The sequence below is a fragment of the Microbacterium istanbulense genome (assembly GCF_037204145.1).
Lineage (GTDB): Bacteria > Actinomycetota > Actinomycetes > Actinomycetales > Microbacteriaceae > Microbacterium > Microbacterium istanbulense.
Window position 1 is genome coordinate 1 of the sequence record NZ_JBBDGN010000019.1, and the last position, 23,890, is coordinate 23,890.

21 protein-coding genes are annotated in these 23,890 nt (G+C 66.7%); 5 read left to right on the top strand and 16 right to left on the bottom strand.

The features are described from left to right. Positions 1-138: 138 nt before the first annotated feature. The 6 genes from mutM to WDU93_RS14440 form a co-directional block, all read right to left on the bottom strand. Positions 139-1,044, bottom strand: a complete 906-nt coding sequence (mutM, locus tag WDU93_RS14415) for a bifunctional DNA-formamidopyrimidine glycosylase/DNA-(apurinic or apyrimidinic site) lyase (protein WP_337321881.1) — start codon at positions 1,042-1,044, stop codon at positions 139-141. Positions 1,045-1,052: 8 nt separating this feature from the next. Further along, on the bottom strand, positions 1,053-1,754 hold the full coding sequence (gene rnc / locus WDU93_RS14420; RefSeq protein WP_420064182.1) for a ribonuclease III: 702 nt from the start codon (positions 1,752-1,754) through the stop codon (positions 1,053-1,055). Between the two features lies 1 nt (position 1,755). Then, complete coding sequence (gene rpmF / locus WDU93_RS14425) at positions 1,756-1,965, bottom strand: 50S ribosomal protein L32 (RefSeq protein ID WP_050721097.1); 210 nt, start codon at positions 1,963-1,965, stop codon at positions 1,756-1,758. A gap of 2 nt (positions 1,966-1,967) precedes the next feature. Continuing rightward, on the bottom strand, positions 1,968-2,462 hold the full coding sequence (locus WDU93_RS14430; RefSeq protein ID WP_337321905.1) for a YceD family protein: 495 nt from the start codon (positions 2,460-2,462) through the stop codon (positions 1,968-1,970). A gap of 112 nt (positions 2,463-2,574) precedes the next feature. Continuing rightward, on the bottom strand, positions 2,575-3,072 hold the full coding sequence (coaD, locus tag WDU93_RS14435) for a pantetheine-phosphate adenylyltransferase (RefSeq protein ID WP_337321909.1): 498 nt from the start codon (positions 3,070-3,072) through the stop codon (positions 2,575-2,577). Between the two features lie 82 nt (positions 3,073-3,154). After that, entirely contained in the window at positions 3,155-5,326 is a 2,172-nt protein-coding gene (locus tag WDU93_RS14440; RefSeq protein WP_337321912.1) for an ATP-dependent DNA helicase RecG, read from the bottom strand. Between the two features lie 57 nt (positions 5,327-5,383). Between WDU93_RS14440 and rsmD the strand changes: the two genes are divergently transcribed. Further along, complete coding sequence (gene rsmD / locus WDU93_RS14445) at positions 5,384-5,998, top strand: 16S rRNA (guanine(966)-N(2))-methyltransferase RsmD (RefSeq protein WP_337321915.1); 615 nt, start codon at positions 5,384-5,386, stop codon at positions 5,996-5,998. Here rsmD and thiL read toward each other — a convergent pair. Next, positions 5,968-6,960, bottom strand: coding sequence for a thiamine-phosphate kinase (gene thiL / locus WDU93_RS14450; protein ID WP_337321918.1), 993 nt, complete (start codon positions 6,958-6,960; stop codon positions 5,968-5,970). The two genes, rsmD and thiL, sit on opposite strands and share 31 nt — an antisense overlap. Before the next feature lie 23 nt (positions 6,961-6,983). Here thiL and WDU93_RS14455 point away from each other — a divergent pair, with 23 nt between their 5' ends. Then, entirely contained in the window at positions 6,984-7,457 is a 474-nt protein-coding gene (locus WDU93_RS14455) for a DUF3515 family protein (RefSeq protein WP_337321920.1), read from the top strand. A gap of 28 nt (positions 7,458-7,485) precedes the next feature. Here the strand turns inward: WDU93_RS14455 and WDU93_RS14460 are convergent, their stop codons facing one another. The 7 genes from WDU93_RS14460 to WDU93_RS14490 all read right to left on the bottom strand — a co-directional run bounded on the left by WDU93_RS14460 (position 7,486) and on the right by WDU93_RS14490 (position 15,029). Further along, complete coding sequence (locus WDU93_RS14460) at positions 7,486-8,574, bottom strand: D-alanine--D-alanine ligase family protein (RefSeq protein WP_337321923.1); 1,089 nt, start codon at positions 8,572-8,574, stop codon at positions 7,486-7,488. Beyond that, complete coding sequence (locus WDU93_RS14465) at positions 8,480-9,616, bottom strand: NAD(P)H-dependent glycerol-3-phosphate dehydrogenase (RefSeq protein WP_337321925.1); 1,137 nt, start codon at positions 9,614-9,616, stop codon at positions 8,480-8,482. The genes WDU93_RS14460 and WDU93_RS14465 overlap by 95 nt, the downstream gene beginning before the upstream one ends. Next, positions 9,606-10,355: a lysophospholipid acyltransferase family protein gene (locus WDU93_RS14470; protein ID WP_337321927.1), complete on the bottom strand. Its 750-nt coding sequence runs from the start codon at positions 10,353-10,355 to the stop codon at positions 9,606-9,608. Before WDU93_RS14470 ends, WDU93_RS14465 begins: the two co-directional genes overlap by 11 nt. A 4-nt stretch (positions 10,356-10,359) precedes the next feature. Continuing rightward, a complete protein-coding gene (gene murA, locus WDU93_RS14475; RefSeq protein WP_337321930.1) occupies positions 10,360-11,724 on the bottom strand; it encodes a UDP-N-acetylglucosamine 1-carboxyvinyltransferase in 1,365 nt (454 codons plus the stop codon). 104 nt (positions 11,725-11,828) lie between these two features. Beyond that, positions 11,829-12,446: a 3-isopropylmalate dehydratase small subunit gene (gene leuD / locus WDU93_RS14480; protein WP_337321932.1), complete on the bottom strand. Its 618-nt coding sequence runs from the start codon at positions 12,444-12,446 to the stop codon at positions 11,829-11,831. Positions 12,447-12,448: 2 nt separating this feature from the next. Continuing rightward, positions 12,449-13,870, bottom strand: a complete 1,422-nt coding sequence (gene leuC, locus WDU93_RS14485; protein ID WP_337321935.1) for a 3-isopropylmalate dehydratase large subunit — start codon at positions 13,868-13,870, stop codon at positions 12,449-12,451. Positions 13,871-14,033: 163 nt separating this feature from the next. Beyond that, complete coding sequence (locus WDU93_RS14490) at positions 14,034-15,029, bottom strand: TerC/Alx family metal homeostasis membrane protein (protein WP_337321937.1); 996 nt, start codon at positions 15,027-15,029, stop codon at positions 14,034-14,036. Positions 15,030-15,260: 231 nt separating this feature from the next. Here WDU93_RS14490 and WDU93_RS14495 point away from each other — a divergent pair, with 231 nt between their 5' ends. Genes WDU93_RS14495 through WDU93_RS14505 form a run of 3 tightly spaced genes read left to right on the top strand, consistent with a single transcriptional unit; the run spans position 15,261 to position 17,744 of the window. Then, entirely contained in the window at positions 15,261-15,818 is a 558-nt protein-coding gene (locus WDU93_RS14495) for an RNA polymerase sigma factor (RefSeq protein ID WP_337321976.1), read from the top strand. Beyond that, positions 15,815-16,921 (top strand): DUF4349 domain-containing protein, encoded by a 1,107-nt coding sequence (locus WDU93_RS14500; protein WP_337321939.1) that lies wholly within the window; start codon positions 15,815-15,817, stop codon positions 16,919-16,921. The genes WDU93_RS14495 and WDU93_RS14500 overlap by 4 nt, the downstream gene beginning before the upstream one ends. Before the next feature lie 16 nt (positions 16,922-16,937). After that, positions 16,938-17,744: an SDR family oxidoreductase gene (locus tag WDU93_RS14505; protein WP_337321941.1), complete on the top strand. Its 807-nt coding sequence runs from the start codon at positions 16,938-16,940 to the stop codon at positions 17,742-17,744. A gap of 514 nt (positions 17,745-18,258) precedes the next feature. Here WDU93_RS14505 and WDU93_RS14510 read toward each other — a convergent pair. Both WDU93_RS14510 and WDU93_RS14515 read right to left on the bottom strand, forming a co-directional pair. Then, positions 18,259-18,807 carry a hypothetical protein gene (locus tag WDU93_RS14510; RefSeq protein WP_337321943.1) on the bottom strand — a complete coding sequence of 183 codons (549 nt, stop codon included), beginning with the start codon at positions 18,805-18,807 and terminating at the stop codon, positions 18,259-18,261. A gap of 207 nt (positions 18,808-19,014) precedes the next feature. Beyond that, entirely contained in the window at positions 19,015-23,847 is a 4,833-nt protein-coding gene (locus WDU93_RS14515; protein WP_337321944.1) for a DUF4011 domain-containing protein, read from the bottom strand. Positions 23,848-23,890: the final 43 nt, after the last annotated feature.

The following is a 23,890-nucleotide window of genomic DNA, read 5'->3' on the forward strand; positions in this document are numbered from 1 at the left end:
TCATCCTTCTACACACCATGTCACGTTGATGTGGCAAAACGCGTCCAGATGTGTCCCACCGTTCGAACCCAAGAAGATGGGCGTTTGGGAGAGGATGGCACTGAATCCGTGACGACCGACTGCGCCCATAACAGCAGATCAGAGGCTGTTTTTGCGAAGGCGCTGACACCGTGGGCAGAAGTGCGACGAGCGGTTCATGAAGGCAACGCGCCTGATTGGCGTCCCGCAGCGAGGGCAGGGTTGTCCGGCCAGACCATAGACACATAAATGTCGGGAAAAGTAGCCAGCCTGCCCGTTGACATTCACGTACTGCGCGTCAAAGCTCGTCCCGCCCTCGGCCAGGGCTTTCTCCAGCACCAGGCGCACCTCGCCCAGCAGCCGACGGACGGCCCGCGCAGACAACCGCGTACCGGGCGTTTCGGGATGGATACGCGACGCCCACAGTGACTCGTCGGCGTAGATGTTGCCGATGCCGCTGACCAGGTTCTGGTCCAGCAGCAGACGCTTGATCGCGCTGGATCGCCGACCTACGGTAGCGATGAACCCGGCATCGTCGAAGGCCGTATCCAGCGGATCGCGCGCGATGTGGGCGGCCTGCGTCGGGATGCGCGCGAGCGGGGTCCCGAAGCCACCAGGGGCGGCATCCGGCGTGTCGATCAGCTCGTCGACGGCGAGGGAACCGAACGTGCGCTGATCACTGAAGACCACCGCGAGCCGCCCGTGCGCGGGATGCTCGACGTGCAGCCGCACCCGCTCGTGCCGCTCGGGCGCGGCATCCGGCACCCGCAGCAACATCTGACCGCTCATGCCGAGATGGGCCATCAAGGCCTGCTCGTCACCCTCGAGCGGCAGCCAGAGAAACTTGCCGCGGCGCGCCGCAGCCGCCACCCGCGCGCCCTCCAGGCGCGAGACGAAGTCGGCGGCGCCGGCAGGATGCCGGGTCAGCGCGCGCTCGTCGATCACGTCGACAGCAGTGATGCGCGCGCCCACGACCGCCGGTGCCAGCCCGGCGCGGACGACCTCGACCTCGGGGAGCTCAGGCACAGTGTCGTTCAGACGTCTTGGCTGAGCTGTCGCCACGCGTTGAGCGCTGCGGCCATTTCAGCAGTCTTCTTGCTGGTGCCCGCGCCCGTCGTGCTAACCTCACCCACCGTCACCGTCGCGGTGAACAGACGGTCATGGTCGGGCCCCGACGAAACGACGGCATAGTGCGGCGCCGGGGAGCCCAAACGCGCCGCCAGCTCCTGCAGGCTCGTCTTCGGGTCCATGGCCGCGCCGTAGCGTTCGGGGTCGGCAAGCAGCGGCTGGGTGAGCCGCAGGATGAGCTCGGTCGCGGCTTCCTGTCCCGCCGACAGGAACGTCGCCCCGAACACCGCTTCCATCGTGTCGGCGAGGATCGAGTCCTTGTCGCGACCGCCGGTGTTCTCCTCACCACGACCGAGACGCAGATAGGCACCGAGTCCGATCCCGCGCGCAACCTCGGCCAGCGCCACCGTCGAGACGACACTCGCGCGTCGCTTCGCCAGCGCGCCCTCGTCGAGATCGGGGTTCGTGGTGAACAGCATCACCGTCACCGCAAGACCGAGCACCGAGTCCCCGAGGAACTCCAGCCGTTCGTTGTGCGGGATGCCGCCGTGCTCGTACGCGTACGAGCGATGCGTCAGCGCTCGCTCAAGAAGCTCGGCGTCAATGTCGACGCCGAGCTTCTCGGTGAGAGGTCGCTCCCCCGTGGGGACCTCGGTCACGTTCGTCAGATCAGACGTCAGCGACCTTGCGGCCCTTGTACTCGAGGAACAGCTCGGTGCCCTGCGAGTCGGTGACAACCTTGGCCTGGTGCGGACGGCTGTAGACGACCTTGCCGTTCTCGACGGTCTTCACCAGCGCGGGGGCCTCGGCCTTCCACTGCGCACGGCGCGAGCGGGTGTTCGAACGGGAGACCTTGCGCTTCGGGGGGTTACCAGCCATGACTAGCTCTCTTCTTTCTCGGCGGCCCGGCTCTCTGCCGTGCCGTCTTGGTCTGTGATCTGTCGGAGCGCGCTCCATCGAGGATCGATGGGAGCTTCGCTCTCTGCGCCAGTGCTCTCGGTCAACTTCTCACCCGTGTTCGGGTCGAGACCCAGGCAATCCGGCTGACACACCGGCTGAAATGGAAGCGACAAAACAATCGCATCCCTGACCAGAGTTTCAAGATCCACGTGGTCGTCTTGAACCTCGAAGTCAGTTTCTTCCTCACCAGGATACGCGAAAAGCTCCTGGAACTCGACTTCGACAGGCGCGGTGATGTCGGTGAGGCACCGACCGCACACTCCGACGTACTCCGAATCGACCGTTCCCGAGACCAGGATGCCCTCGTGCACCGACTCCAGACGCACGTCGAGGTCGAGGGTTTCGCCGGCAGGGATCGAGACGATGCCCTCCCCCCACTGCTCGGGCAGGGTCACCGAGAAGGCGTGTTCGCGCATCTCGCCCGGCTTGCGGACGATGTCGCGGGCGGGCAGGACAAAGGGACCGTTCAGTCGGGATCTCACCCCGCCATGCTACCCGCCGAACCAGCCGAGAAGGCCGGGTCGTGGATCAGATCCCGCGCGCCCCGGTGTCGAGGAAGGCGGCGACCACCGGCGGCACGAACGGCGACACATCGCCGCCGAGTCCGGCTACCTGGCGCACCAGCGAGCTCGAGACGAGCGCGTGTGCGGGGTCGGGCAGCAGGAACACCGTCTCGATGTCGGCGAGGTGTCGGTTCACGATCGCCATCGGGGATTCGTACGCGACGTCCACCTGAGAGCGGATGCCCTTGACCAGCACCCCGGCGTCGACATCGCGCGCGTAGTCGACGAGCAGGCCCATGCTCCATGAGCCGACGATGATGTGCCCCTCGATGCCGGCCTCGGCGATCGACTGCTCAAGCAGGGTCAGGCGCTGCGCGATCGGCAGCATCGCCTCTTTGCCCGGGTTGTGCACCACCAGTACGTGCAGCTCGTCATAGAGCTTCGCGGCGCGCCGGATGACATCGAGATGTCCGAGGGTGGGGGGATCGAAAGAACCGGGAACGACGGCGATCCTGTTGTTCACTTCGACTCCTTTGATCGCTCAGTGCATCGCATGCTCTCAGCCTAAGACACACCGATCACCCGGACCGACGCCGCGAGAACGCTTAGTTCTTGCTCAGCGCCGCGCGGTCATCGTCGCTCACGCGGCGTTCGATCGCGGCGCGCAGACCGCCGTGATGCTCGAGCTCAGGATCAGCCGCCAGGATGCCCTCGGCGAGCCATCTGGCGTCGCTGATGAGCCCGGCATCCTTCACCACCCGCAACAGCCGCAGCGAGGAGCGCACGCCCGACTGCGTGGCGCCCAGCACGTCTCCCTCGCCGCGCAGTTCGAGGTCGACCTCGGCGAGCTCGAAGCCGTCGAGGGTCGCGGCCACGGCATCCACCCGCTCGCGGGCCGGTGTGCCGAGCTCGGCCTCGGTGACCAGCAGGCACAAGCCTGGCACCGACCCGCGGCCGACACGGCCGCGCAGCTGATGCAGCTGCGAGACACCGAACCGGTCGGCGTCGAGGATGATCATGGTCGAGGCGTTCGGCACGTCCACCCCGACCTCGATCACCGTCGTGGCGATGAGCAGGTCGATCTCGCCGCGGGCGAAGGCCTGCATCACGGCATCCTTCTCATCCGCCGGCATCCGCCCGTGCAGCACGGCCCGGCGCACCTGCGAGAGGCGCGGATGCGTCGCGAGCGCCTCGTCGAGCTGCACCACACCCCAGCGCGGCCCGCGAGCGTCACCGTCGGCCGGGGGTGCGGCGTCCGCCTCAGTCGTGTCGCCCACCGTGTCGATCGCCGCGCAGACCGCGAACACCTGCCGCCCCTGCGCGATCTCTTCAGCGGCGCGCTCCCACACCCGCTGGAACCAGTTCGGGTGATCGGCCAGCGGCGCCACGAAGGTCTCGATGCCGGCGCGGCCGGCCGGCATGCTGCGGATCACCGAGGTGTCGAGATCGCCGAACACGGTCATCGCGACCGTGCGCGGAATGGGGGTCGCGGTGAGCACCAGCGCGTGCGGGCTCGTGCCCTTGGCACGCAGTGTCTCGCGCTGCTCGACGCCGAAGCGATGCTGCTCGTCGACCACGACAAGGCCGAGGTCGGCGAAGGTCGTCTTGTCGGAGAGCAGTGCGTGCGTGCCGATCACGATGCGCGCCTGACCGGAGGCCACCCGCAGCGCCGCCTTGCGACGTTCAGGCGCCGACATCTGGCCGGTGAGCAGCGTCGGGATGAGCTCGGGGGCGAGCTGCGGCCCGAGCATGCGGGTGATCGAGCGCAGGTGCTGGGCGGCGAGTACCTCGGTGGGTGCGATGAGGGCAGCCTGTCCGCCGGACTCGGCGACCTGCAGCATCGCCCGCAGCGCGACGAGGGTCTTGCCCGAACCGACCTCGCCCTGCACGAGCCGGTTCATCGGGTGGTCGCCGGCGAGGTCGGCCGCGATCTGCTCGCCCACAGCCTGTTGGTCGGGGGTGAGCGAGAACGGGAGCGCCGCATCGAAGCGCTCGAGCAGGCCCCCGTCTGCTGCCCGCCGGGGCGAGGTGGTCAGCGCCCGTACGCGGTCACGCTGCTGCAGCAGGGCCGTCTGCAGGGTCAGCGCCTCATGCATCCGCAGCGTGCGCACGGAGGGGTCGATGTCGTTGCGCGTCGGTGGGCGGTGGATCCGATCGAGTGCCTCCCGCGCGGTGAGCAGCCCCTCACGCACACGTATGTCGTCGGGCAAGGGGTCGGGTACCGGGCCGAGACCATCCAGCGCTAACCCGACGAACTTCGCGATCTGCCAGGTCTGCAGAGCCGACGTCGCCGGGTAGATCGGGATCGGCACGTTCGCGCGGGCATCCGCGCTGCGCTGTGCGGCATCCGCGTCGTCGAAGAGCTCGTACTCGGGGTGGGCGAACTGCGTGGTGTTGTTGAACATGCCCACCTTGCCCGAGAAGACCCCGCGGCGGCCGATGGCGAGCTCGTTCTGCCGCCACTTCGCCTGGCCCTCGTTCTTGGCGAAGAACGTCAGCGACATGCGGCCGATGCCGTCACCGATGATCACCTCGAGCATGGCGCCCCTGCGGTTGCGCATGAGGCGCACGGTCGACGAGAGCACCTCGGCCACGATCGTGACCGTCTCACCCATCGGCAGGTCGCGGATCGGTGTCAGCTCGCCCGGGTCGGCGTACCGGCGCGGGTAGTGCGCCAGCAGGTCGCCCACGGTCTTCATGCTGAAGGCACGATCGAGTGACTTCGCCGGTGCGGCACCCAACGCCTCAGACAGGGGCGCGTCGAGCAGGTAGGCCATGGGACGAGTCTAGAGAGGGGCGCCGACCCTCCCGTCCTGGTGTCGTATCGTGAACGGGTGACCAGGATCATCGCCGGAGCGGCCCGCGGCGTCCGCCTCGATGTGCCGGATGCCGGCACCCGCCCGACCAGCGACCGGGTTCGCGAATCCCTGTTCGGCGCCCTGGAGTCCATGGACGCCATCGACGGCGCCCGCGTGCTCGACCTGTACGCCGGCAGCGGGGCGCTCGGGCTGGAAGCCTGGAGTCGAGGCGCCGCCACCGTCGACCTCGTCGAGCGCGGACGGGCCGCGGCATCCGTCGTCTCCCGCAACCTGGGGGCAGTGGCCAAGTCGATGGGTGTCTCCCCTGCCGGCCGCGTGCACCAGAGCACCGTGCACGCCTTCCTCGGGCGCGCCGCGGGGCCCTACGACCTCGTGTTCACCGACCCACCGTACGATCTCGACGATGCGGCGATGGATGCCGATCTCGCGGCGCTCGCGCCGCTGCTCTCACCGGACGCGATCGTCGTGATCGAGCGCGGCAAGCGCGCGACGGCACCGGCCCTCGCCGCTGCCGGCCTCGAACTTGTGCGCGAGAAGACCTACGGCGACACGCGGCTGTGGTGGGCGACACCGGTCGAGGATGCCGCGACCGGGACCGCTCAGGCGACCGTCGCGTCCCAGTCGCGGTAGGGGTCCCACCCGCTGGGATCGACCGGCTCTCCCCCGCACATCAGCGGGTGCTCGCCGGCCGCGAGCACTGTGCCGATCCGGCGGAAGCCCGGCGGCAGAATCCCGTCGGGGAACGTCGCCAGCAGCGCGTGGTCTTCGCCGCCGGCCAACGCGCGTCGCGGCTCGGCGCCGAGCGCACTCAGGTCGAGTTCGATCGTCACCGCCGATGCTCGCGCGAGGCGGGTAGCATCCAGCGCCAGGCCGTCCGAGACGTCCATCATCGCCGTCGCACCGGCCGCAGCTGCTACCGGGCCGAGTCCGACGGGGGGCGCCGGGCGCAGCTGCGCGTCCAGGGCGCGCCGCTCCCGTGCATCGAGCGCCGAACGGTCGACAGGGACAGCGTGCTCACCGTCGCGGAAGCGGCCGAACAGCAGGGCGAGCCCGGTCGCCGCCTCCCCCATCTCTCCCGCCAGCGCCACGGCGTCACCGACGCGCGCGCCGGAGCGGGTGACGGGCGCCAGGCCCCGCAGATCGCCGAGCGCCGTCACGGCGACGGTGAGCACATCCGAGACCGTCAGATCCCCACCCACGACCGCGCAGCCGGGCGCCAGGGCAGCACAGGCCTCGCGAAAGCCGTCTGCCATGTCAGTGATGTACGACAGCCGGGTGCTCCGTGGCACGGCCAGTGCCACCAGCAGCGCGGTCGGTGCGGCGCCCATGGCGGCGACGTCGGCAAGGTTGACCGCCGCTGCCTTCCAGCCGAGGTCGAAACCGCTCGACCACGCGGTGCGAAAGTCCGGCCCCTCGACCAGGGTGTCCGTCGTGGCGACGACGGCGCCGGATGCCGCGGCGATCACGGCCGCGTCGTCACCGGGGCCGATGACGGTCGCGGCGGCCGGCGCGGTGCGCGCGAGGATGGCCCGCAGCACCTCACCCTCGGAGATCTCGGCGACCGTGGGGTCGCCTGCGGGTTCGGATGCCATGCCCACAACGGTAGCCTGGAAGCATGCTCCGCCGTCTCGCATCCGTTCTGGGGGTGCTGGCGATCCTCGTGTTGAGCGGCTGTGCCGGTACCGTGCACCTCGAGCCGGCGGATGACGCCAACAACCCGCTGTGCGCGGAAGTCACGGTGCGCCTGCCGCAGGCGATCGCCGATCAGGAGCGGCGCTGGACCGACGCGCAGGCGACCGGTTCGTGGGGTGACCCGGTGTCGGTGATCCTCTCCTGCGGCGTAACGGTGCCGGGGCCGACCGCCGAGCTGCAGTGCGTGACCCTGGAGGGCATCGACTGGCTCGTCGACGAGTCCGAAGCCCCCATGATGCGGATGACGACCTATGGTCGGGATCCCGCCGTGCAGGTATACGTCGACACCGAGCGCCTGAGCTCGAACGAGGTGCTCTCGAACCCGTCGCTGGTGTCGGCGCTGCGGATGATCCCCGCGGAGCGCGCGTGCACGGCGCCCAACACCATCGAGGGCTGACGCCCGCGGCGGGCCCGAAGGCGAGCTCTCAGCGCTCGAGACCCGTTTCGATCAGTTCGGTGATCAGTTCGCCGTAGCTGAGGCCGGTCGCGATCCAGCACTTGGGGAACATCGAGATCGGGGTGAACCCGGGCATGGTGTTCAGCTCGTTGACGACCAGCTCGCCCTGCGGGGTGACGAAGAAGTCGACCCGGGCCAGGCCCTTGCCGTCGACCGCCTCGAACGCACGCACCGCGGTCTCGCGCAGACGCTCGATGAGATCCTCGTCGAGATCGGCGGGGCACACGACGTCGACGCCCTCGCCGCCGAGGTACTTGCCCTCGAAGTCGTAGAAGCTGCGCGAGGTGAGCACGATCTCGCCGGGAAGCGAGGCACGGGCCGGCGCACCGCCACGGCCGGCGAGCACACCCACCTCGACCTCGCGACCGGCGACGCTGGTCTCGACGAGCACCTTGTCGTCTTCATCGAAGGCGATGCGCAGCGCCTCGTCGAGCTCGACACCGCCCACAACCCGCGACACGCCGACACTGGAGCCCGCGCTGGCCGGCTTGACGAACACCACATCGCCGAGGGCGTCGATCGCCGCGCGGACGGCATCCGCATCACGCTCCCACTGGGCGCGGCGCAGGGTGATGCCGGGGGCGACCGAGATGCCGGCAGCGGTGAGGGCGAGCTTGGTGAAGTGCTTGTCGAGGCTGACGGCCGAGTCGAGGATGCCGCCACCGGCGTAGGGTATCTCGAGCACGTCGAAGAAGCCCTGGATCGCGCCATCCTCGCCGTGCAGGCCGTGCAGCAGCGGCAGCACCACGTCGATCTCGCCGAGGTCGACGTCGGAGCCGTCGTCCAGCGTCACCCGCAGGTGACGGTCGCCGTTCGGCTGCGGCCAGCTCACCCGGGTGCCGTTGTCGACTACTTCGGGCAGCTTCGCGGCGTCGAGGGCGAACTTGGCGGGGTCATCCTGCTCGAGCACGAAGGCGCCCTCGCGGGTGATCCCGACCGGGATCACGTCATACCGATCGCGATCAATCGCGGTCAGCACTCCGCCCGCCGTGGCGGAACTGATCGAGTGCTCGCTCGATCGCCCGCCAAAGAGCACCGCCACGGTCTGCTTCTCCAAGATTGGTCCTCTCCCCCTGCGGGGTGTCGTCGTCGGTGGTCAGGTGGGGTGCGATGTCGCGCGGGTTCATCGTCCCGTCGAGCACCATCTTCACCTGCTCCACGATGGGCATGTACACGTCGGCTTCCCGGGCCAGCTGCAGCACGGGGGCGACGGATGCCAGGCCCTCGGCCGTCTGCTCCATCTGCTTCACCACATCCTGGAAGCTGTAGCCCTGGCCGAGCAGTCGGCCGGCGGTGTTGTTGCGGCTCAGCGGCGACTGGCAGGTGGCGATCAGGTCGCCGAGCCCTGCGAGCCCCTGCAGCGTCTCTGGCTGTGCGCCGTTCGCGACAGCGAAGTCGGTCATCTCGACCAGACCGCGCGTGATGATCGACGCCTTGGTGTTCTCGCCATAGCCGACGCCGTCGACGATGCCGATCGCCACCGCGATGAGGTTCTTCAGCACGCCGCCGAACTCGGTACCGATCACATCGGTGTTCACGAACGACCGGAAGTAGTGGTTGCGCGCCGTGCGAGCGACCATGTCGGCCGTCTCCTGGCTGCGTGAGGCGATCACGGCGGCGGTGGGCTGCTCGCGGGCAATCTCGAGAGCGAGGTTGGGGCCCGATGCCACGGCGATCAAGAGCGGGTCGCAGCGCAGCTCCTGCTCGATGACCTGGCTCATCCGCAACCCGGTCGAACGCTCCACGCCCTTCATCAGGCTGACCACGGGTGTGTCCGTGCCATCGAGCAGGGGGCGAAGCGCCTTGAGGTTCTCCCGCAGCGACTGGCTGGGGACAGACAGGTACACCTGCTCGGCACCGTCGAGGGCGCGGGCAAGCTCGTGCGTGGCGCCCATGTTGCGCGGCAGGTTGATGCCCGGCAGGTACTTGGAGTTGCGCTTGGCCTCGGCGATCTCGTGCGCGAGCTCGGGGCGTCGCGCCCACATGGTCACCTGTGCGCCGCCGTCGGCGAGGATCTTGCCGAACGTGGTGCCCCAGCTGCCGGCGCCGATGACGGCGACGCGCGGACCCGCGGGTTCGACCTGTCGTCTAGGAGTCAAGACGCCCCGTCTCCTTCTGTCCGTGGTCGGAGGGGTTCCAGCGCTCAGCCGGAGCCTTCTCGCCTCGCGCCTGCTCGAGCAGCCCGGTGATGGCATCCATCAGCCGGCGCGTGGCCTCGTTCAGCGCCGCCGGCTCATGCGCCCGCTCGCGCAGGTCCGACAGGTCCACCGGGTCGCCCACGATGATCTGCACCGGCTTACGCGGAGGCCAGAAGCTGAGGCCCTTCTGGTAGCGACCCATGATGCGCTGCGTGCCCCACTGGGCCATAGGAATCAGCGGGATGTCGCCGGCCAGCGCCAGACGCACCGCCCCGGACTTGCCACGCATCGGCCACAGCTCCGGGTCGCGGGTGAGCGTGCCCTCGGGGTAGACGATCACGCCACGCCCGTGCTCCACGAGATCCCGCGACTGCGCCATGGTCTGCTTGGCCGAGGCAGCCGACGACGTGCGCGCGACCGGGATCATGCCGGTCGCCCGCAGGATCGACCCCAGCACCGGCACCCGGAACAGGCTCTCCTTCGCCATGAACCGCGGCAGACGCTTCATCCGCCACACCGCGACCGCGACGATCAGCGGGTCGAACTCGGAGTAGTGGTTGGGCGCCAGGACGAAGGCGCCCTGCGCCGGCAGCTTCTCGCCGCCGGTGATGCGGATCTTGGCCAGATACGAGATGAACGGGATCACCACTGCCGCAAGCGGCCAGAACAGCGGCGCCCGACCACGTTCAGAGGCAGCCATCAGATCACCGAACGACGTCGAAGTCCGCGCCGAGTGCGGAGAGCTTGTCGAGGAACTTCTCGTAGCCGCGGCTCAGGATGTCGACACCCGACACCCGCGACTCACCCTCGGCCGTCAGTGCGGCGATCACGTGGCTGTAGCCGCCGCGCAGATCGGGCACGACGATGTCGGCGGCGTGCAGGGCCGTCGGGCCCGTGATCACTGCGGCCTGCTCGAGCTCGCGGCGCGGAACTCGGCGCGGACCGTCCTGCAGTCCGTGCGGGTGCACGACGATGTCGGCGCCCATCTTGACGAGCGCGGCGGTGAATCCGAAGCGGTTCTCGTACACCGTCTCGTGCACGATCGAGCGACCATTCGCCTGGGTGAGCGCGACGATGAGCGGCTGCTGCCAGTCGGTCATGAACCCGGGGTGCACGTCGGTCTCGACGATGACGGGCTTGAGCTCGCCATCACGACGGAAGAGGATGCCGTCTTCCTGCACGTCGAACCAGCCGCCGGCCTTGCGGAACACGTTGAGGAAGGTGAGCATCTCCTGCTGCTTGGCGCCGCCGACGAAGATCTCGCCGTCGGTCGCCAGCGCGGCGCACGCCCACGAGGCAGCCTCGTTGCGATCGAAGATGTTGCGGTGATCGTAGCCGCGCAGGTGCTCGACGCCCTCGATGAGGATGACGCGGTTGGGCTCGTACGAGATGATCGCGCCCATCTTCTGCAGCACCGCGATGAGGTCCATGATCTCGGGCTCGATGGCCGCGTTGCGCAGCTCGGTCGTGCCCTTGGCGCGGACGGCAGTGAGCAGCACCTGCTCCGTGGCGCCGACGCTCGGGTACGGCAGGTGGATGTTCGCACCCTTGAGGCCGTTCGGCGCCGAGAGGCGGATGCCGCTGGGCTGCTTCTCGACGACGGCGCCGAACTTGCGCAGTGCGTCGAGGTGGAAGTCGATCGGGCGGTCACCGATGCGGCATCCGCCGAGGTCGGGGATGAACGCCTGGCCGAGGCGATGCAGCAGCGGACCGCAGAACAGGATCGGGATGCGAGACGCACCCGCGTGCGCGTCGATCTCCTCGTAGTGCGCCGACTCGACCGCGCTGGGGTCGAGCACGAGCGAGCCCGGCTCGTCGCCCTCCGTCACGCCGACGCCGTGCACCTCGAGCAGCGACTTCACGACGGCGACATCGCTGATGTCCGGCACGTCGCGCAGGATGCTCGTGGTCTCGCCCAGCAGAGAGGCGACCATCGCCTTGGTGGCGATGTTCTTCGCTCCCTTGACGTCCACACGCCCACGCAGTGGACGTCCGCCGCGGATCGCGAGGACGGATCCGGCCGGGACCGGCTTCTCGTCAAGGTCAGCGTCGCGCACGGGTGTCGTCATTCGGCCCTCTTCTTCGTCTGCGTCCTCGGCGGTTGCCGCAGGATCTCATGTCTTCCCGGCTTTCACCGAGGGGCTCGTGGCCCCGGGCCCACCGGCTTCCCTGCCTAGCGGACAGGGAGCGTACGTGGCCGCCACGACTCGCGGCGGGCCTCGAACTGCGCGATCTTGTCTTCGTTGCGCAGCGTGAGCCCGATGTCATCGAGCCCTTCAAGGAGCCGCCACCTAGTGTAATCGTCAATCCCGATAGGGGTCTGGAACACCGTCTCCCCCGTCGCCGGGTCGGCAATGGTCGCGGTGCGAGCCTCGAGGTCGACGGTGATCTGACGTCCGGGCTGTTCGTCGAGCAGTGCCCAGATGCGCTCGATGTCGGCCTCATCGACGGTCGCGGCGAGCAGGCCCTGCTTGCCCGAGTTGCCGCGGAAGATGTCGGCGAAGCGGGGGCTGAGCACGACCTTGAAGCCGAAGTCGCGCAGCGCCCAGACCGCGTGTTCACGCGAGGATCCGGTGCCGAAATCGGGCCCGGCCACGAGTACGGAAGCACCGGCGTAGGCCGGCTGGTTGAGCACGAAGTCGGGGTCCTGACGCCAGCCGTGGAAGAGGGCATCCTCGAAGCCCGTCTTGGTGACGCGCTTGAGGAACACCGCCGGGATGATCTGGTCGGTGTCGACGTTCGAGCGCTTCAGCGGCGCGGCGATGCCGGTGTGGGTGGTGGTCTTCTCCATGATCAGGCCTCCAGGTCGCTCGGGCTGGACAGGGTGCCGCGCACGGCGGTCGCCGCGGCGACCAGGGGTGAGACGAGGTGCGTGCGACCGCCCTTGCCCTGACGCCCCTCGAAGTTGCGGTTCGAGGTGGAGGCGCAACGCTCCCCCGGGGCGAGCTGATCGGGATTCATGCCGAGGCACATCGAGCATCCGGCGAAGCGCCACTCGGCACCGAAGTCGGTGAACACCTTGTCAAGGCCCTCGGCCTCGGCCTCCAGGCGCACCCGCGCCGATCCGGGCACGACCATCACCCGCACGCCCTCGGCCTTCTTGCGACCCTTGACGATCGAGGCGAAAGCGCGCAGGTCTTCGATGCGGCTGTTCGTGCACGAGCCCATGAACACGGCATCCACCGCGACGTCCTTCAGCGGCGTGCCGGGCGTGAGATCCATGTACTCGAGCGCCCGCTCGGCCGCGGTGCGCTCGTTGAGGTCGGCGATCTCGGCCGGGTCGGGAACGGATGCCGACAGCGAGCTGCCCTGGCCGGGGTTGGTTCCCCAGGTGACGAACGGCTCGAGCGTGTTCGCGTCGATGAACACCTCGGCGTCGAAGGCGGCGCCCTCATCCGTGGGCAGCGTGCGCCAGTACGCGACCGCGTCATCCCAGTCCTGGCCCTGCGGCGCGTGCGGGCGGCCCTCGAGGTAGGCGAAGGTCGTCTCGTCCGGGGCGACCATGCCCGCGCGAGCACCGGCCTCGATCGACATGTTGCAGATCGTCATCCGGCCCTCCATCGAGAGGGCGCGGATCGCGCTGCCGCGGTACTCGAGCACGTAGCCCTGCCCGCCGCCGGTGCCGATCTTGGCGATCACCGCAAGGATGATGTCCTTCGCGGTCACGCCGGGTCGCAGCTCGCCCTCGACGTTGATCGCCATCGTCTTGAAGGGCTTCAGCGGCAGCGTCTGGGTGGCCATGACGTGCTCGACCTCGCTGGTGCCGATGCCGAAGGCCATGGCGCCGAAGGCGCCGTGCGTCGAGGTGTGCGAGTCACCGCAGACGACCGTGATGCCAGGCATGGTGAGTCCCAGCTGGGGGCCGACCACGTGCACGATGCCCTGTTCGGCGTCGCCCAGTGAGTGCAGGCGCACGCCGAACTCGGCCGCGTTGCCTCGCAGCGTCTCGATCTGCGTGCGGCTGGTGAGGTCGGCGATCGGCTTGTCGATGTCGAGGGTGGGGGTGTTGTGGTCCTCGGTGGCGATCGTCAGGTCGAGGCGGCGCAGCGGGCGTCCCTCGGCGCGCAGGCCGTCGAAGGCCTGGGGGCTGGTGACCTCGTGCACGAGGTGCAGGTCGATGTAGATGAGGTCGGGCTCGCCGTTCTCGCCCTTCACGACGAGGTGGTCGTCCCACACCTTCTCGGCGAGGGTGCGAGGGGAATGCTCGGTGGTCATGCGGTCTGTTCCTTCTGGCTCGATGATCGGCCCGCAACGGACTCCGCGACGAGGAAGGCCTAGTTCGAGGTCTCGTCGCGGCCGCTAAGAAGGAGAACCACCCGCCGCATGGGTGTGAGTTTACACCGGCGCGACGGGTGGTCCTCCCACCGTGACGAAGCCGTCAGCTGGTGAGCTTCTTGTCTCGGCGTCGATCGCGGGCCGAGGCGATCAGGCTGGCGACGGTGGCGACCGTCATCGACACGATGATCACGCCGAGGGAGACCATGTTGTTGATGTCGGGCACCCACTCCACGTGCTCGCCGCCGTTGATGAACGGCAGTTCGTTCACGTGCAGCGCGTGCAGGATCAGCTTGATGCCGATGAAGCCGAGGATCACCGCGATGCCGTAGTGCAGGTAGCGCAGGCGGTCGAGCAGGTCGCCGAGCAGGAAGTAGAGCTGGCGCAGCCCCATGAGCGCGAAGATGTTCGCCGCGAACACGATGAAGCCGTTGGTCGTGATCTCGAAGATCGCGGGGATCGAGTCGATCGCGAAGATGAGGTCGGTCACGCCGATCGTGATCAGCACGATGATCAGCGGCGTCCACATGCGCTTGCCGTCGACAGTGGTGCGCAGTTTGGAGCCGTCATAGCCGTCGCTGATGTCGATGCGGCGACGCAGCAGGCGCACGATGAAGTTCTCGGCCTGCGCGTCGCTCTCGTGCTCACCCTCGGGCATGGCCTGGCGGATCGCCGTCCAGATGAGGAATGCGCCGAAGATGTAGAAGATCGGCGAGAAGTTCTCGACGATTGCGACACCGACGAGGATGAAGATGCCGCGCAGCACGAGGGCGATGATGATGCCGATCATCAGCACGAACTGCTGCAGACGGCGCGGCACAGCGAACTGCGCCATGATCAGCACGAAGACGAACAGATTGTCGATCGACAGGCTGTATTCCAACGCCCAACCGGTGATGAAGTCGCCGGCTGTGCTCCAACCGGCGACGTTGCCCAGAAGCACCGCGAAGAGCAGGGCGAGGGCGACGTAGAAGACGACCCACAGGGTCGATTCCTTGGTGGACGGGATGTGCGGACGGAGCTTGATGAGCAGGAGATCACCGATCAGGATGACCGTCAGCACGATCATCGAGGTGACCTCGAACCAGATGGGAACCAAGGGCGTGACGCACCTTTCGAGGGGGTTGATGAGGATCGAAAGTCTCTCCCCCGCACTGGTGGTGCGTCGCGCGTCCGGAGCAACGATGGCGGTGCTCGTGATGACGTAACGCGCGGAACTGGGATACTCCCTCTCGCGCTGCAATGCTACCGGATGGGAGTCGCCGCACAGATCTGAGACGATGGGGCATCCTTCGACACTGTCTGTGTGAGAGACACCGATCGGAGCATGATGCCGCAGCGCAGCGAGGACCAGGAGTGGGCGGCGAGAGCCGCCGCGGGAGACCAGCAGGCCTTTCGCGAGATCTATCGCGCCCACGTCCGGCCGGTCTACTGGATCGCCCACGGCATTCTCGGGACCACCGGGGATGCCGAGGACGTCACCCAGGAGACGTTCATCGTCGCGTGGCGCAAGCTGCCCGGCATGGAACTGGCGGGGCAGTCGCTTCTGCCCTGGTTGGCGACGATCTGCCGCTTTCAGGCGGCGAATCGGCTGCGCGTGCTGCGTCGCGACCGTGCCAACACCGCGGAACTGCTCGATGAGCGCCTGCCCGACACCATCAGCGTGGAGGAGCAGGTCATCTCGTCGGCCCTCGCCGATCTGATCACCGCTGAGGTGGGCAGCCTCAGCGAACTGGACCAGCAGATCTTCCGCCTGTGCGCGGTCGACGGATACGGCTACCGAGCCGCCGCCGACGCATTGGGCGTGACCCACGGTGTGGTCCGCAATCGTCTCTCCCGAGTACGCACGCATCTGCGTGAGACAGTGACGGAGGCGAAGGACGCATGAACGACGATCCCCGGGGCGAACTGCCCCCACTGAGCGACACGACGATCGAGCGCATGGAACGCGCAGTGTTCGACGTCGTCGAAGACGAGCCCCGCGAGACCTCGGCCACAGCTCCCCCGCATCGTGCGCGTCGACGCTGGATCACCGGCCTCGGTATCGCCGCTGCCTTCGCGATCGGCGCGATGGTCTCTCCTGCCCTCCTCAACCTGGGCTCGAGCACGGGCGCCGGCAGCGACTCCCTGCCCGCGCCCGCGGCGGGCGATTCGGCCGGTGATGGCAGGTTGTCTGAGCTCGAGGGCGCCGATTCGGCGGCCGGAGGTGACGCCCTCACCTCCTCGGAGGGCGGTGCGGTCTCTGCTGATACGGCGCCCACGGCCGAAGAAGCCACCGCCGACCGCGAGATCATCACGACCGCGGAGTTGAGCGTGGTCGTCGCGGATGTCGAGGCCGGCGCGAAAGAGGTCGCCGAGATCGCTGCCCAGTTCGGCGGCTATGTCGAAGCATCCGAGATCGGTGGGTACAACCAGACGGATGCCAGCATGCCTGCACCGATCGACCAGGGCACCGGCTGGGTGTCGATCCGTATCCCCGCAGACGATCTCACCGACGTCACCGGCAAGCTCGACGGGCTCGGCGAGGTCACGCGTTCGTCGATCTCCCGCCAGGACGTCACCGCCGTCTCGGTCGACCTGCAGGCCCGCATCGACGCGGCGCAGACCTCGGTCGACCGACTCACCGAGTTGATGTCGCAATCGGGCTCCGTGGGCGACCTCATCGCCGCCGAGACCGCCTTGACCGATCGCCAGGCGCAGCTGGAGAGCTACCAGCAGGAGCTGAAGAGCCTGCAGGAGCAGGTGGCGATGTCGACCATCTCGGTGCAGCTCAGCGAACAGGCGGCGGTCGCCGACGCCGATCCCGCGGGCTTCACCGACGGTCTGCTCGCCGGATGGAACGGCCTGGTCGCCACGCTCAATGGCCTGGTGATCGGCCTCGGCTTCCTGCTCCCCTGGCTGCTGATCGCCGGAGTCGTGATCCTCGTCATCTGGCTCGTCCGGCGCCGTCGACGCACTCAGAGGTCCGCCCCTACCGCCGATGCCGACTGACGGGTAGCGTCACGGCATGACCGCCGCCGAATTCACACCCCGGTTCGCCATCGTCACCGCATCCGATTCCGGGATCGGCGCAGCGACCGCAGTGGCGCTCGCCGATGCCGGGATGGACGTCGGTGTCACCTGGCACACCGACGAGGCCGGCGCAGAGCGCACCGCCGAGAGGGTGCGGGAGCGCGGGCGGAGGGCGGTGGTCACGCACTTCGATGCGACACGGCTCGACGAGGTGGCCGGGGTGGTGGACCGGCTGGCCGACACGCTCGGCGGTCTGGACGTGTTCGTCAACAACGCCGGTGCGAGCGTGCGACGCAGCGTGCTCGAGATCCCGGTTGCCGAGTGGCGTGAGACTGTGGCGTTGAATCTCGACGGAGCGTTCGTGGGGCTGCAGGCCGCCGCCCGGCGGATGGTGGCACAGGACACCGGCGGCAGGCTGATCGCCGTGACCAGCGTGCATGCCCACCAGCCGCGAATCGGGCTCGGTGCGTATATCGCGGCCAAGCATGGCCTGACCGGGCTGATCGAGACCATGGCGCAGGAGCTGGGCGTCTACGGCATCACCGCCAACTCGGTCGCCCCGGGTGAGATCGCGACCGTGGCCAATGGGATGACCTCCGAGGACGCCTGGACCACTCCGCGGCCGGGAATTCCGCTCGGACGCCCGGGAACGGCCGAAGAGGTGGCCGGAGTGATCGCCTTCCTCGCCTCCCCGGCCGCCTCGTACGTAACGGGCGCCAGCTGGACCGTTGACGGAGGGATGCTGCAGATGGGGCCGCAGGCGGGATCGCATCTTCCCGATGACGCCTGGCGACAGGGGTGAGCGCCCGGGAATGACGAAAGCCCCCGGCGAACCGGGGGCTTTCGAGGTGTTGTGACCCCAGCGGGATTCGAACCCGCGTTACCGCCGTGAGAGGGGAATCGACTCCCCCGCGACGGAGTCTCCGACCCCGTTTCGGCTTGTGTTTTCAACAGTTTGGAGTGCGTGGAGTGCGACGCGGAAAGTCTTGTCGCCAGCGTTCGTTGCCAGGATGTTGCCACGTTTGCGCCCCTGCGGGGTAAAGGTCGCTGTGCCTGAGCCGTCATGGATCATCGGACGGATCGAGTAGACCATGCGGCACTCACTCCCGCGTGACCTTGGTCGTACTCTCCAGTCGCCTGACCCGCCCGATCACGAGCCGCCAAGCATCGGACGCTGAGAGAACGCCAGTCGCTCACCCTACTCACGGAGTTGGTCTGACCTCGGCCTCTCGCGCCTTCCTTAGCACCTTTGGTCACCTTGCCTGCTGCCGCGATTCAAGCACCAGCTGCGCGGACGGTGGACACTTGCCATGTCATCAGTAGTAGTACCCGGAGAGATAAGCAAAGAAGAGGATCAGTGCGCAGCCGCCCGCAACGGTGCCGATGATGCCTAACGTAAGACCGGCCTTCCACCCCGGTCTTGGCCTTGCGGCTCTCGCGGCGACGATCGCATAAATGCTAATGCCAAGTCCGACCACGCCGATGAGAGAAAGCCATGTGCCCGTAAAGAAGTACCCTACAATGGCGAGCACCATCCCAGTTATCGATGACCCTAACTTGTGGGGATGTCCAATCGACGCCGAAACATGATCCGGCCGCCCAAAGGGTGCCGTTGACGTCGATATATTTTGTGGCGCCTGCGGATTCGGGGGCGACTGCCGCTCCTGATTCGCGGGTGGCAGTATGACGTGCTGAGTCGGAACTACTTTGGGTTGGATTCTGCTCCAGTTGTCGTAGTACGCCCGCGCGAGCACCGGGTCGGCAACGATGCGCTCCGCCTCACTGGTTGAGATATCGAGTCCGACCGCGCGCCGAGCAAAGTCATTGCCCAACACGGCCCTGAATTGCTCGAAAGATGTTCCCATCCAAGCATTCTGGCGTGGGTTAAGCGCATGATCAAGCCGCACGCGACGGCACTCTGAACCGTCCGCGGTTCGATGCCGATCCAGAACAGAAATCCACGACGGTTCGGGTTCCACGTTGCTGCCCCTCGGAGGCGGCCGATCAGGGTGACTGCCGCGCATTTGTCGAGTATGGCGAGAGGACACAGAGCCACCACTACACCTGATCCACTAGCGCGGGAAAGAGTATCGGTCACCGATCTTGGTGAGGGCCGCACCGTCCGAGAGGGCTTCGATGCGGCGAACCAGCACGTCACGCATGTCTTGACTTGTTCGGGCAAATCCGAGCAGACGAGTTACGAGGGTGCAGATCTCGTCCTCGCTCGCACTGACGCCATCACGGACGATCTGCTTGATAGCCGCGTCCAGCTCTTCCGGCGCTACGTACTCAATCCGACGTTCGGCAGTAGCGAGTTCTGCGCGATTTCGGACGGTGGCGGAACGCGACTCATCGAGGTACAGGAAGTCGCCGTCCACAATGAAGCGGTCAGCCTTGTGTCCGAATTGAGCCATGCGCCTCAGGTGATTCCGACTCCGATCCCCCGCGCGCCCCATCCCCCAGGCATCCTTGAATCGGTTGACGAGCTGATCGAAGTGCATCGGCGTCTCGACCGTCAAGACTTCAACGGTGCGATCTAGCAGGGGTTGGTATTGCACTTCGTGGAGATCGAGGTAGCCGTTGCTGCGCACGATGTCCTTCACAACATAGGACTGAGCAACCGACGCAGGGGCCTCCGCCATGACTTCAACTGGAGCAGGATCTCCTTGGAAAGTGGAGGGTTCCGTTGCGGATGGGACCATGCTGAGGTGGCCTGTCGATTGCTTCGCGGCGTCGGCATCAATGGCTGATTCGATGGCCAGGCGAATCTTCTCGATCTCGCGTTTGCGGGAAGCATCACGGAACCAGTCGGTGCTCCAGACGCGGTGGAATCGCCAGCCCAGGCTTTCTAGCACTTCTTGGCGTAGCCGATCACGATCCCGAGCCCAGAGGGAGCTGTGGTAGGCAGCACCGTCGCACTCGATCGCCAGGATATATTTGCCGGGTAGCTCGGGGTGACGCACAGCAAGGTCGATGAAGTATCCAGCCTCTCCGACTTGTGGCTCGACGTTGTAGCCGAGCGCTTCTACGGCCGAACGCACCTGATCCTCGAAGGGAGAGTCGGTGGCTCGGCCGGTCTCACCAAAGGTTTCCAGCTCGCCCGTCTCGGCATAGGCGAGGAATCGCTTGAGAACGGTGAGGCCCTTGCTTGCTCCTGCTGCCAGTTGCAGATCACCGCCGCGGAAATTGCTAAACACGTCGATGCGCTCCTTGGCTCGCGTGATCAGGACGTTAAGTCGCTTCTCACCCCCGTCCCGGTTGATTGGGCCGAACTCCTGCGCGACGCGCCCGCCCTCCCAGCGTCCGTAACCAACGCTGATGAAGATCACGTCACGCTCGTCCCCCTGGACGCTTTCGAGGTTCTTGATGAAGAACGAATCGAGCTTGCCTTCAGCGAAGAAGCTCTCGACATCGGGGTTGAGGCGACGCTGCCGCTCGACGGCGAACTCAATGGCCTCCCGCTGCTTCAGACTCAGCGCTACGACGCCGAGCGATTTGGGAGTGGCGGCCTGGAGGTTGTCACGGGCGTGGGCGATGACCGCTGCTGCCACGATTTCTGCTTCCTGCGGATTGGTTTGGGTACGACCGCGCTCGTAGAGGGCTGTCGGGTCGTAGTGGAAATGCAGGCCCGTCGTTTTGTCCGAGCCGTGTTGCGTGGAGGGGAACAGGATCAGGCTGCGGTTGTAGAACTCCTGATTCGACACCGAGATAAGTGTCGGATCCTTGCTTCTGTAGTGCCATTGGAGCGAGGCTTCGCGTGCTCCGGCGAGCTGGAACATGCTGAGCACACTCTCGATGTCGGCCGTCTCGCTGTCCTCGTCGTCCGACTCGACCATCTTGTTGAAGAAGTTGGTCGGCGGCATCTGCTTGTTGTCGCCCACGACGACAACCTGGCGGCCGCGGACGATCGCACCTAGCGCATCGGCTACCCGGACCTGAGATGCTTCGTCAAACACCACGAGGTCAAAGTGGACTGCACCACGAGGCAGGAACTGCGCGATGGACAGCGGGCTCATCATGAAGACCGGCTTGATGAGCTGCAGAGCCGGCCCCGCCTGCTCGAGCAGTTTCCTGATCGGGAGGTGTCGCTTCTTCTTGGCCATCTCGCGGGCGATGATCCGCATCTCCCCGACGCCGGTCTGAGCGGGCATCTGTTCCCGCAGGGCGGCAGCCAGTTCGCGCCGGGCATGTTCTTGCCAAGTCCTCTTGTCCAGCGTGCGGAACTCTTCGGCGACACGGTCATGGGCGTCGGAGTCGAGATCCGCGAGCAGACCCCAGTTCGACTCGAACGTCTGAGTCGTCAGCGCACGGTAGTAGGAACGACGGAAGACATCGACTGCGCTGTAGGGCTTGGGTTCCCAATCCCAAAGCATGTCGGCATAGCGCGTCAGTCCGAGACCCCGCAGGGCGTTGGACGCCTTAGTAAGTCGCGGTGCGAATCGTAGCGCAGCGAGCTCCTTGCCCACACGCTCGGCCAGATACGCCGTCTGCCGAATCTCGGGTGTTTCCGCGATCTGGTCCGCTTCGGTCAGGCCGAGAAAGGCCCAGAGGTCCGCGAGCAGTCGCCTAGCCTCGGAATCAGCGGCGATTAGGTCGACCGCGTCGCTCGGCAGCCTATTGGCATCGAAGTCGCGTCCGAGCGACAACTCGGCACCAGGCACGAGCGTTCCAGATTGCACGGCCTCGAAGAATGCAGTTAGGTACTCGCACGCCTGCGCTGCTTGTCGCCAGGCTTGGGCCGTTTTCGGCAGGTCGCCGCTGAACGCCGCACCCAGCAAGCCGCCTTGCTGACGGAGGACTTCGTCGCACTCCTGTGCCCGCAGGATGTCCTGTGCCAGATCAGTGAGAGACTTGGCATCCTTCGGCGGTGCTTCCCGATAGAGCGCCTGTGCCCAGCGGCGACTCCCCTGATAGCGTCGCCCGAGACGGGCGAACCAGCCGCGCTGTCCGTCCCGCAAGTTCTGGATGTGGGACAAAGCGTCGGGCACCGACCAGGCGAGCTCGTTGAGTTGACCGTCTCGTCCTTCTCGAACCTCCGCACCGGCGAGCCCGGTCGTGAAACTGTCAACCAGCTCTGCCGACCGCGCTTTCCAGACCTGCCCGTCCAGCGCCAGCCCAGTGAGATCCGGCCGCCGGGCAAGAAGTTCGGCTGTTCGTGCCAGGGTCTCCACCGTGCCCCATCGACCGTCCCACTCAACACCGAGACTTGTGGCGAGTGCCACCCCGCGCTCATCCAGCGTCGTCAGCGCGCTGAGAGCTTCATCGACTTTCTTGGGTGCCGTGTCCTCGAAGAACACAGGTGCCGCCTCCAGCGCGGTGTGGCGGAACACTGAACGCGACGGGTCGCCCAAGGAGGCGATCGCCTGATCTGCCTCGGCAAGCGTCGTCAGCGCAAGCTCGTGGTCGTCTTTCGACATTCCGACGAGGGAGCCGTCTTCGAACTCGTAGTCAGCGCCGACCTTGTCATCGAGCGCCAACTGCTGACCGAGGGCCTCGACAAACGTTGATGCCGTCGGCCCTCGGCGTTCGCTGACCACCGCTTCATAGGCGTTGAGGGTGGACTTCGTCCGAGCCAGTTCTGCGGCCGGGCTCGACGGAGTTGAGCCGCCAGCGACGCGGGCATCCGCCAGCGTGCGTTCGATCTCTGCGATGACACCAGCCTTGGTTGCTCGGCTGCTGTGGAGCTCCAGGGCGGCCACGCCGATGCCAGCCTCGTCCAAGCGCTGCTTCACGACGTTTAGGGCCGCCAGCTTCTCCGCGACAAAGAGGACACGCTTGCCCTGGGCGAGTGCGTTGCCGATGACGTTGGTGATGGTCTGCGACTTACCTGTACCCGGTGGTCCCTGGATGACGAGGTTGGCTCCCGCAGCCACCTCCAGCACAGCACGCGCCTGGCTGCCATCGGCATCCATGACAAAACCCGAGGTCGTAATGTCGAACTCCTCATCGAATGCCTCGAAGTCAATGTTTGAGGACGGATCGTTAGCGAAGCCACCCCCCGGCGACAGGAGCTTGCGAAGCACCGGATGGAGGGCTGGGCTTTCGTTCTCGGGCCAGGACTTCGGGTCTAAGTCCTTGTACATGAGGAAGCGGGTGAATGAGAAGAAGCCAAGCTGGACTGCCTCGGTGTCAACAGACCAACGTGGCTGCACCGAAACAGCAGCCGCAACGTCCGCGAAGTAGTCCTCAAGTTCTGGGGTGTTGTCGCCATCTCCTTCGAACGGGAAGTCCGGCAACTCGATCCCGAACTCCAGGCGCAACTTCTCGCGCAGCGAGAGGTTCTCGGTAACGTCGTTGCCGTCGTGCGCCAGCGAGAAGCTTTCGCCACGACGGGTGCGTACCAACTGGACGGGCAGGAGCACTAGCGGTGCTCGCCTCGGGGTATCGGCAGTGTCGCTCTCGTACCAAACTAGGAAGCCGATCGCTAAGAACAGCGAGTTGACGCCTTGTTCCTCTAGAAGCGTGTGGGCCGTAGCACTGATACGAAGCAGGCGACGGAACAACGCTTCGCTGTCCAGGCGAGTTGCCAGCGCCCGACCATGCACGTTTTCCGGGTCGGAGGCGGCGTCGAACGTGCCGCCCAAGTCGTCGCTGAGATCGAGAGGGGCGTCAACGTCGGAGCCTTCGGCAGCGGCAGCAGCTTGCTTCGTCGTCGCCAGGAATGGCAGATCCCCGCTCTCTTCATAGAGCGACTGCCAGACGCTCGCGGAGTCTCGGTTGTGAATCCGGAGAGACGTTGCTTTGGTCTCCCGATAATTGAGCATCTTATTTCGCAAGGACATATCCAAGAGGTCCTTGCGTGCCGCGGCTAGCTGGCGTTCGACCGGGTCTGCCGACTGAAGCGAGGCGTCGTCATACTCGACGACATCGTCGTCTTGGATTGCCCCGGCCTGCTCCGCGTTCATATTCCTCATTCGGTCGATTCACAGCATGGTCACGATTCTAGCG

Bases quoted from the DNA above. Each gene is read 5' to 3' on its own strand.
- WDU93_RS14455 (WP_337321920.1), top strand. From the start codon at position 6,984: ATGCTCCGCCGTCTCGCATCCGTTCTGGGGGTGCTGGCGATCCTCGTG.
- WDU93_RS14430 (WP_337321905.1), bottom strand. From the start codon at position 2,462: ATGCGCGAACACGCCTTCTCGGTGACCCTGCCCGAGCAGTGGGGGGAG.
- murA (WP_337321930.1), bottom strand. From the start codon at position 11,724: ATGACGACACCCGTGCGCGACGCTGACCTTGACGAGAAGCCGGTCCCG.
- rpmF (WP_050721097.1), bottom strand. From the start codon at position 1,965: ATGGCTGGTAACCCCCCGAAGCGCAAGGTCTCCCGTTCGAACACCCGC.
- WDU93_RS14505 (WP_337321941.1), top strand. From the start codon at position 16,938: ATGACCGCCGCCGAATTCACACCCCGGTTCGCCATCGTCACCGCATCC.
- WDU93_RS14495 (WP_337321976.1), top strand. From the start codon at position 15,261: ATGCCGCAGCGCAGCGAGGACCAGGAGTGGGCGGCGAGAGCCGCCGCG.
- WDU93_RS14510 (WP_337321943.1), bottom strand. From the start codon at position 18,807: ATGGGAACATCTTTCGAGCAATTCAGGGCCGTGTTGGGCAATGACTTT.
- leuD (WP_337321932.1), bottom strand. From the start codon at position 12,446: ATGGAGAAGACCACCACCCACACCGGCATCGCCGCGCCGCTGAAGCGC.
- leuC (WP_337321935.1), bottom strand. From the start codon at position 13,870: ATGACCACCGAGCATTCCCCTCGCACCCTCGCCGAGAAGGTGTGGGAC.
- WDU93_RS14470 (WP_337321927.1), bottom strand. From the start codon at position 10,355: ATGGCTGCCTCTGAACGTGGTCGGGCGCCGCTGTTCTGGCCGCTTGCG.
- WDU93_RS14500 (WP_337321939.1), top strand. From the start codon at position 15,815: ATGAACGACGATCCCCGGGGCGAACTGCCCCCACTGAGCGACACGACG.
- thiL (WP_337321918.1), bottom strand. From the start codon at position 6,960: ATGGCATCCGAACCCGCAGGCGACCCCACGGTCGCCGAGATCTCCGAG.
- WDU93_RS14440 (WP_337321912.1), bottom strand. From the start codon at position 5,326: ATGGCCTACCTGCTCGACGCGCCCCTGTCTGAGGCGTTGGGTGCCGCA.
- WDU93_RS14515 (WP_337321944.1), bottom strand. From the start codon at position 23,847: ATGAACGCGGAGCAGGCCGGGGCAATCCAAGACGACGATGTCGTCGAG.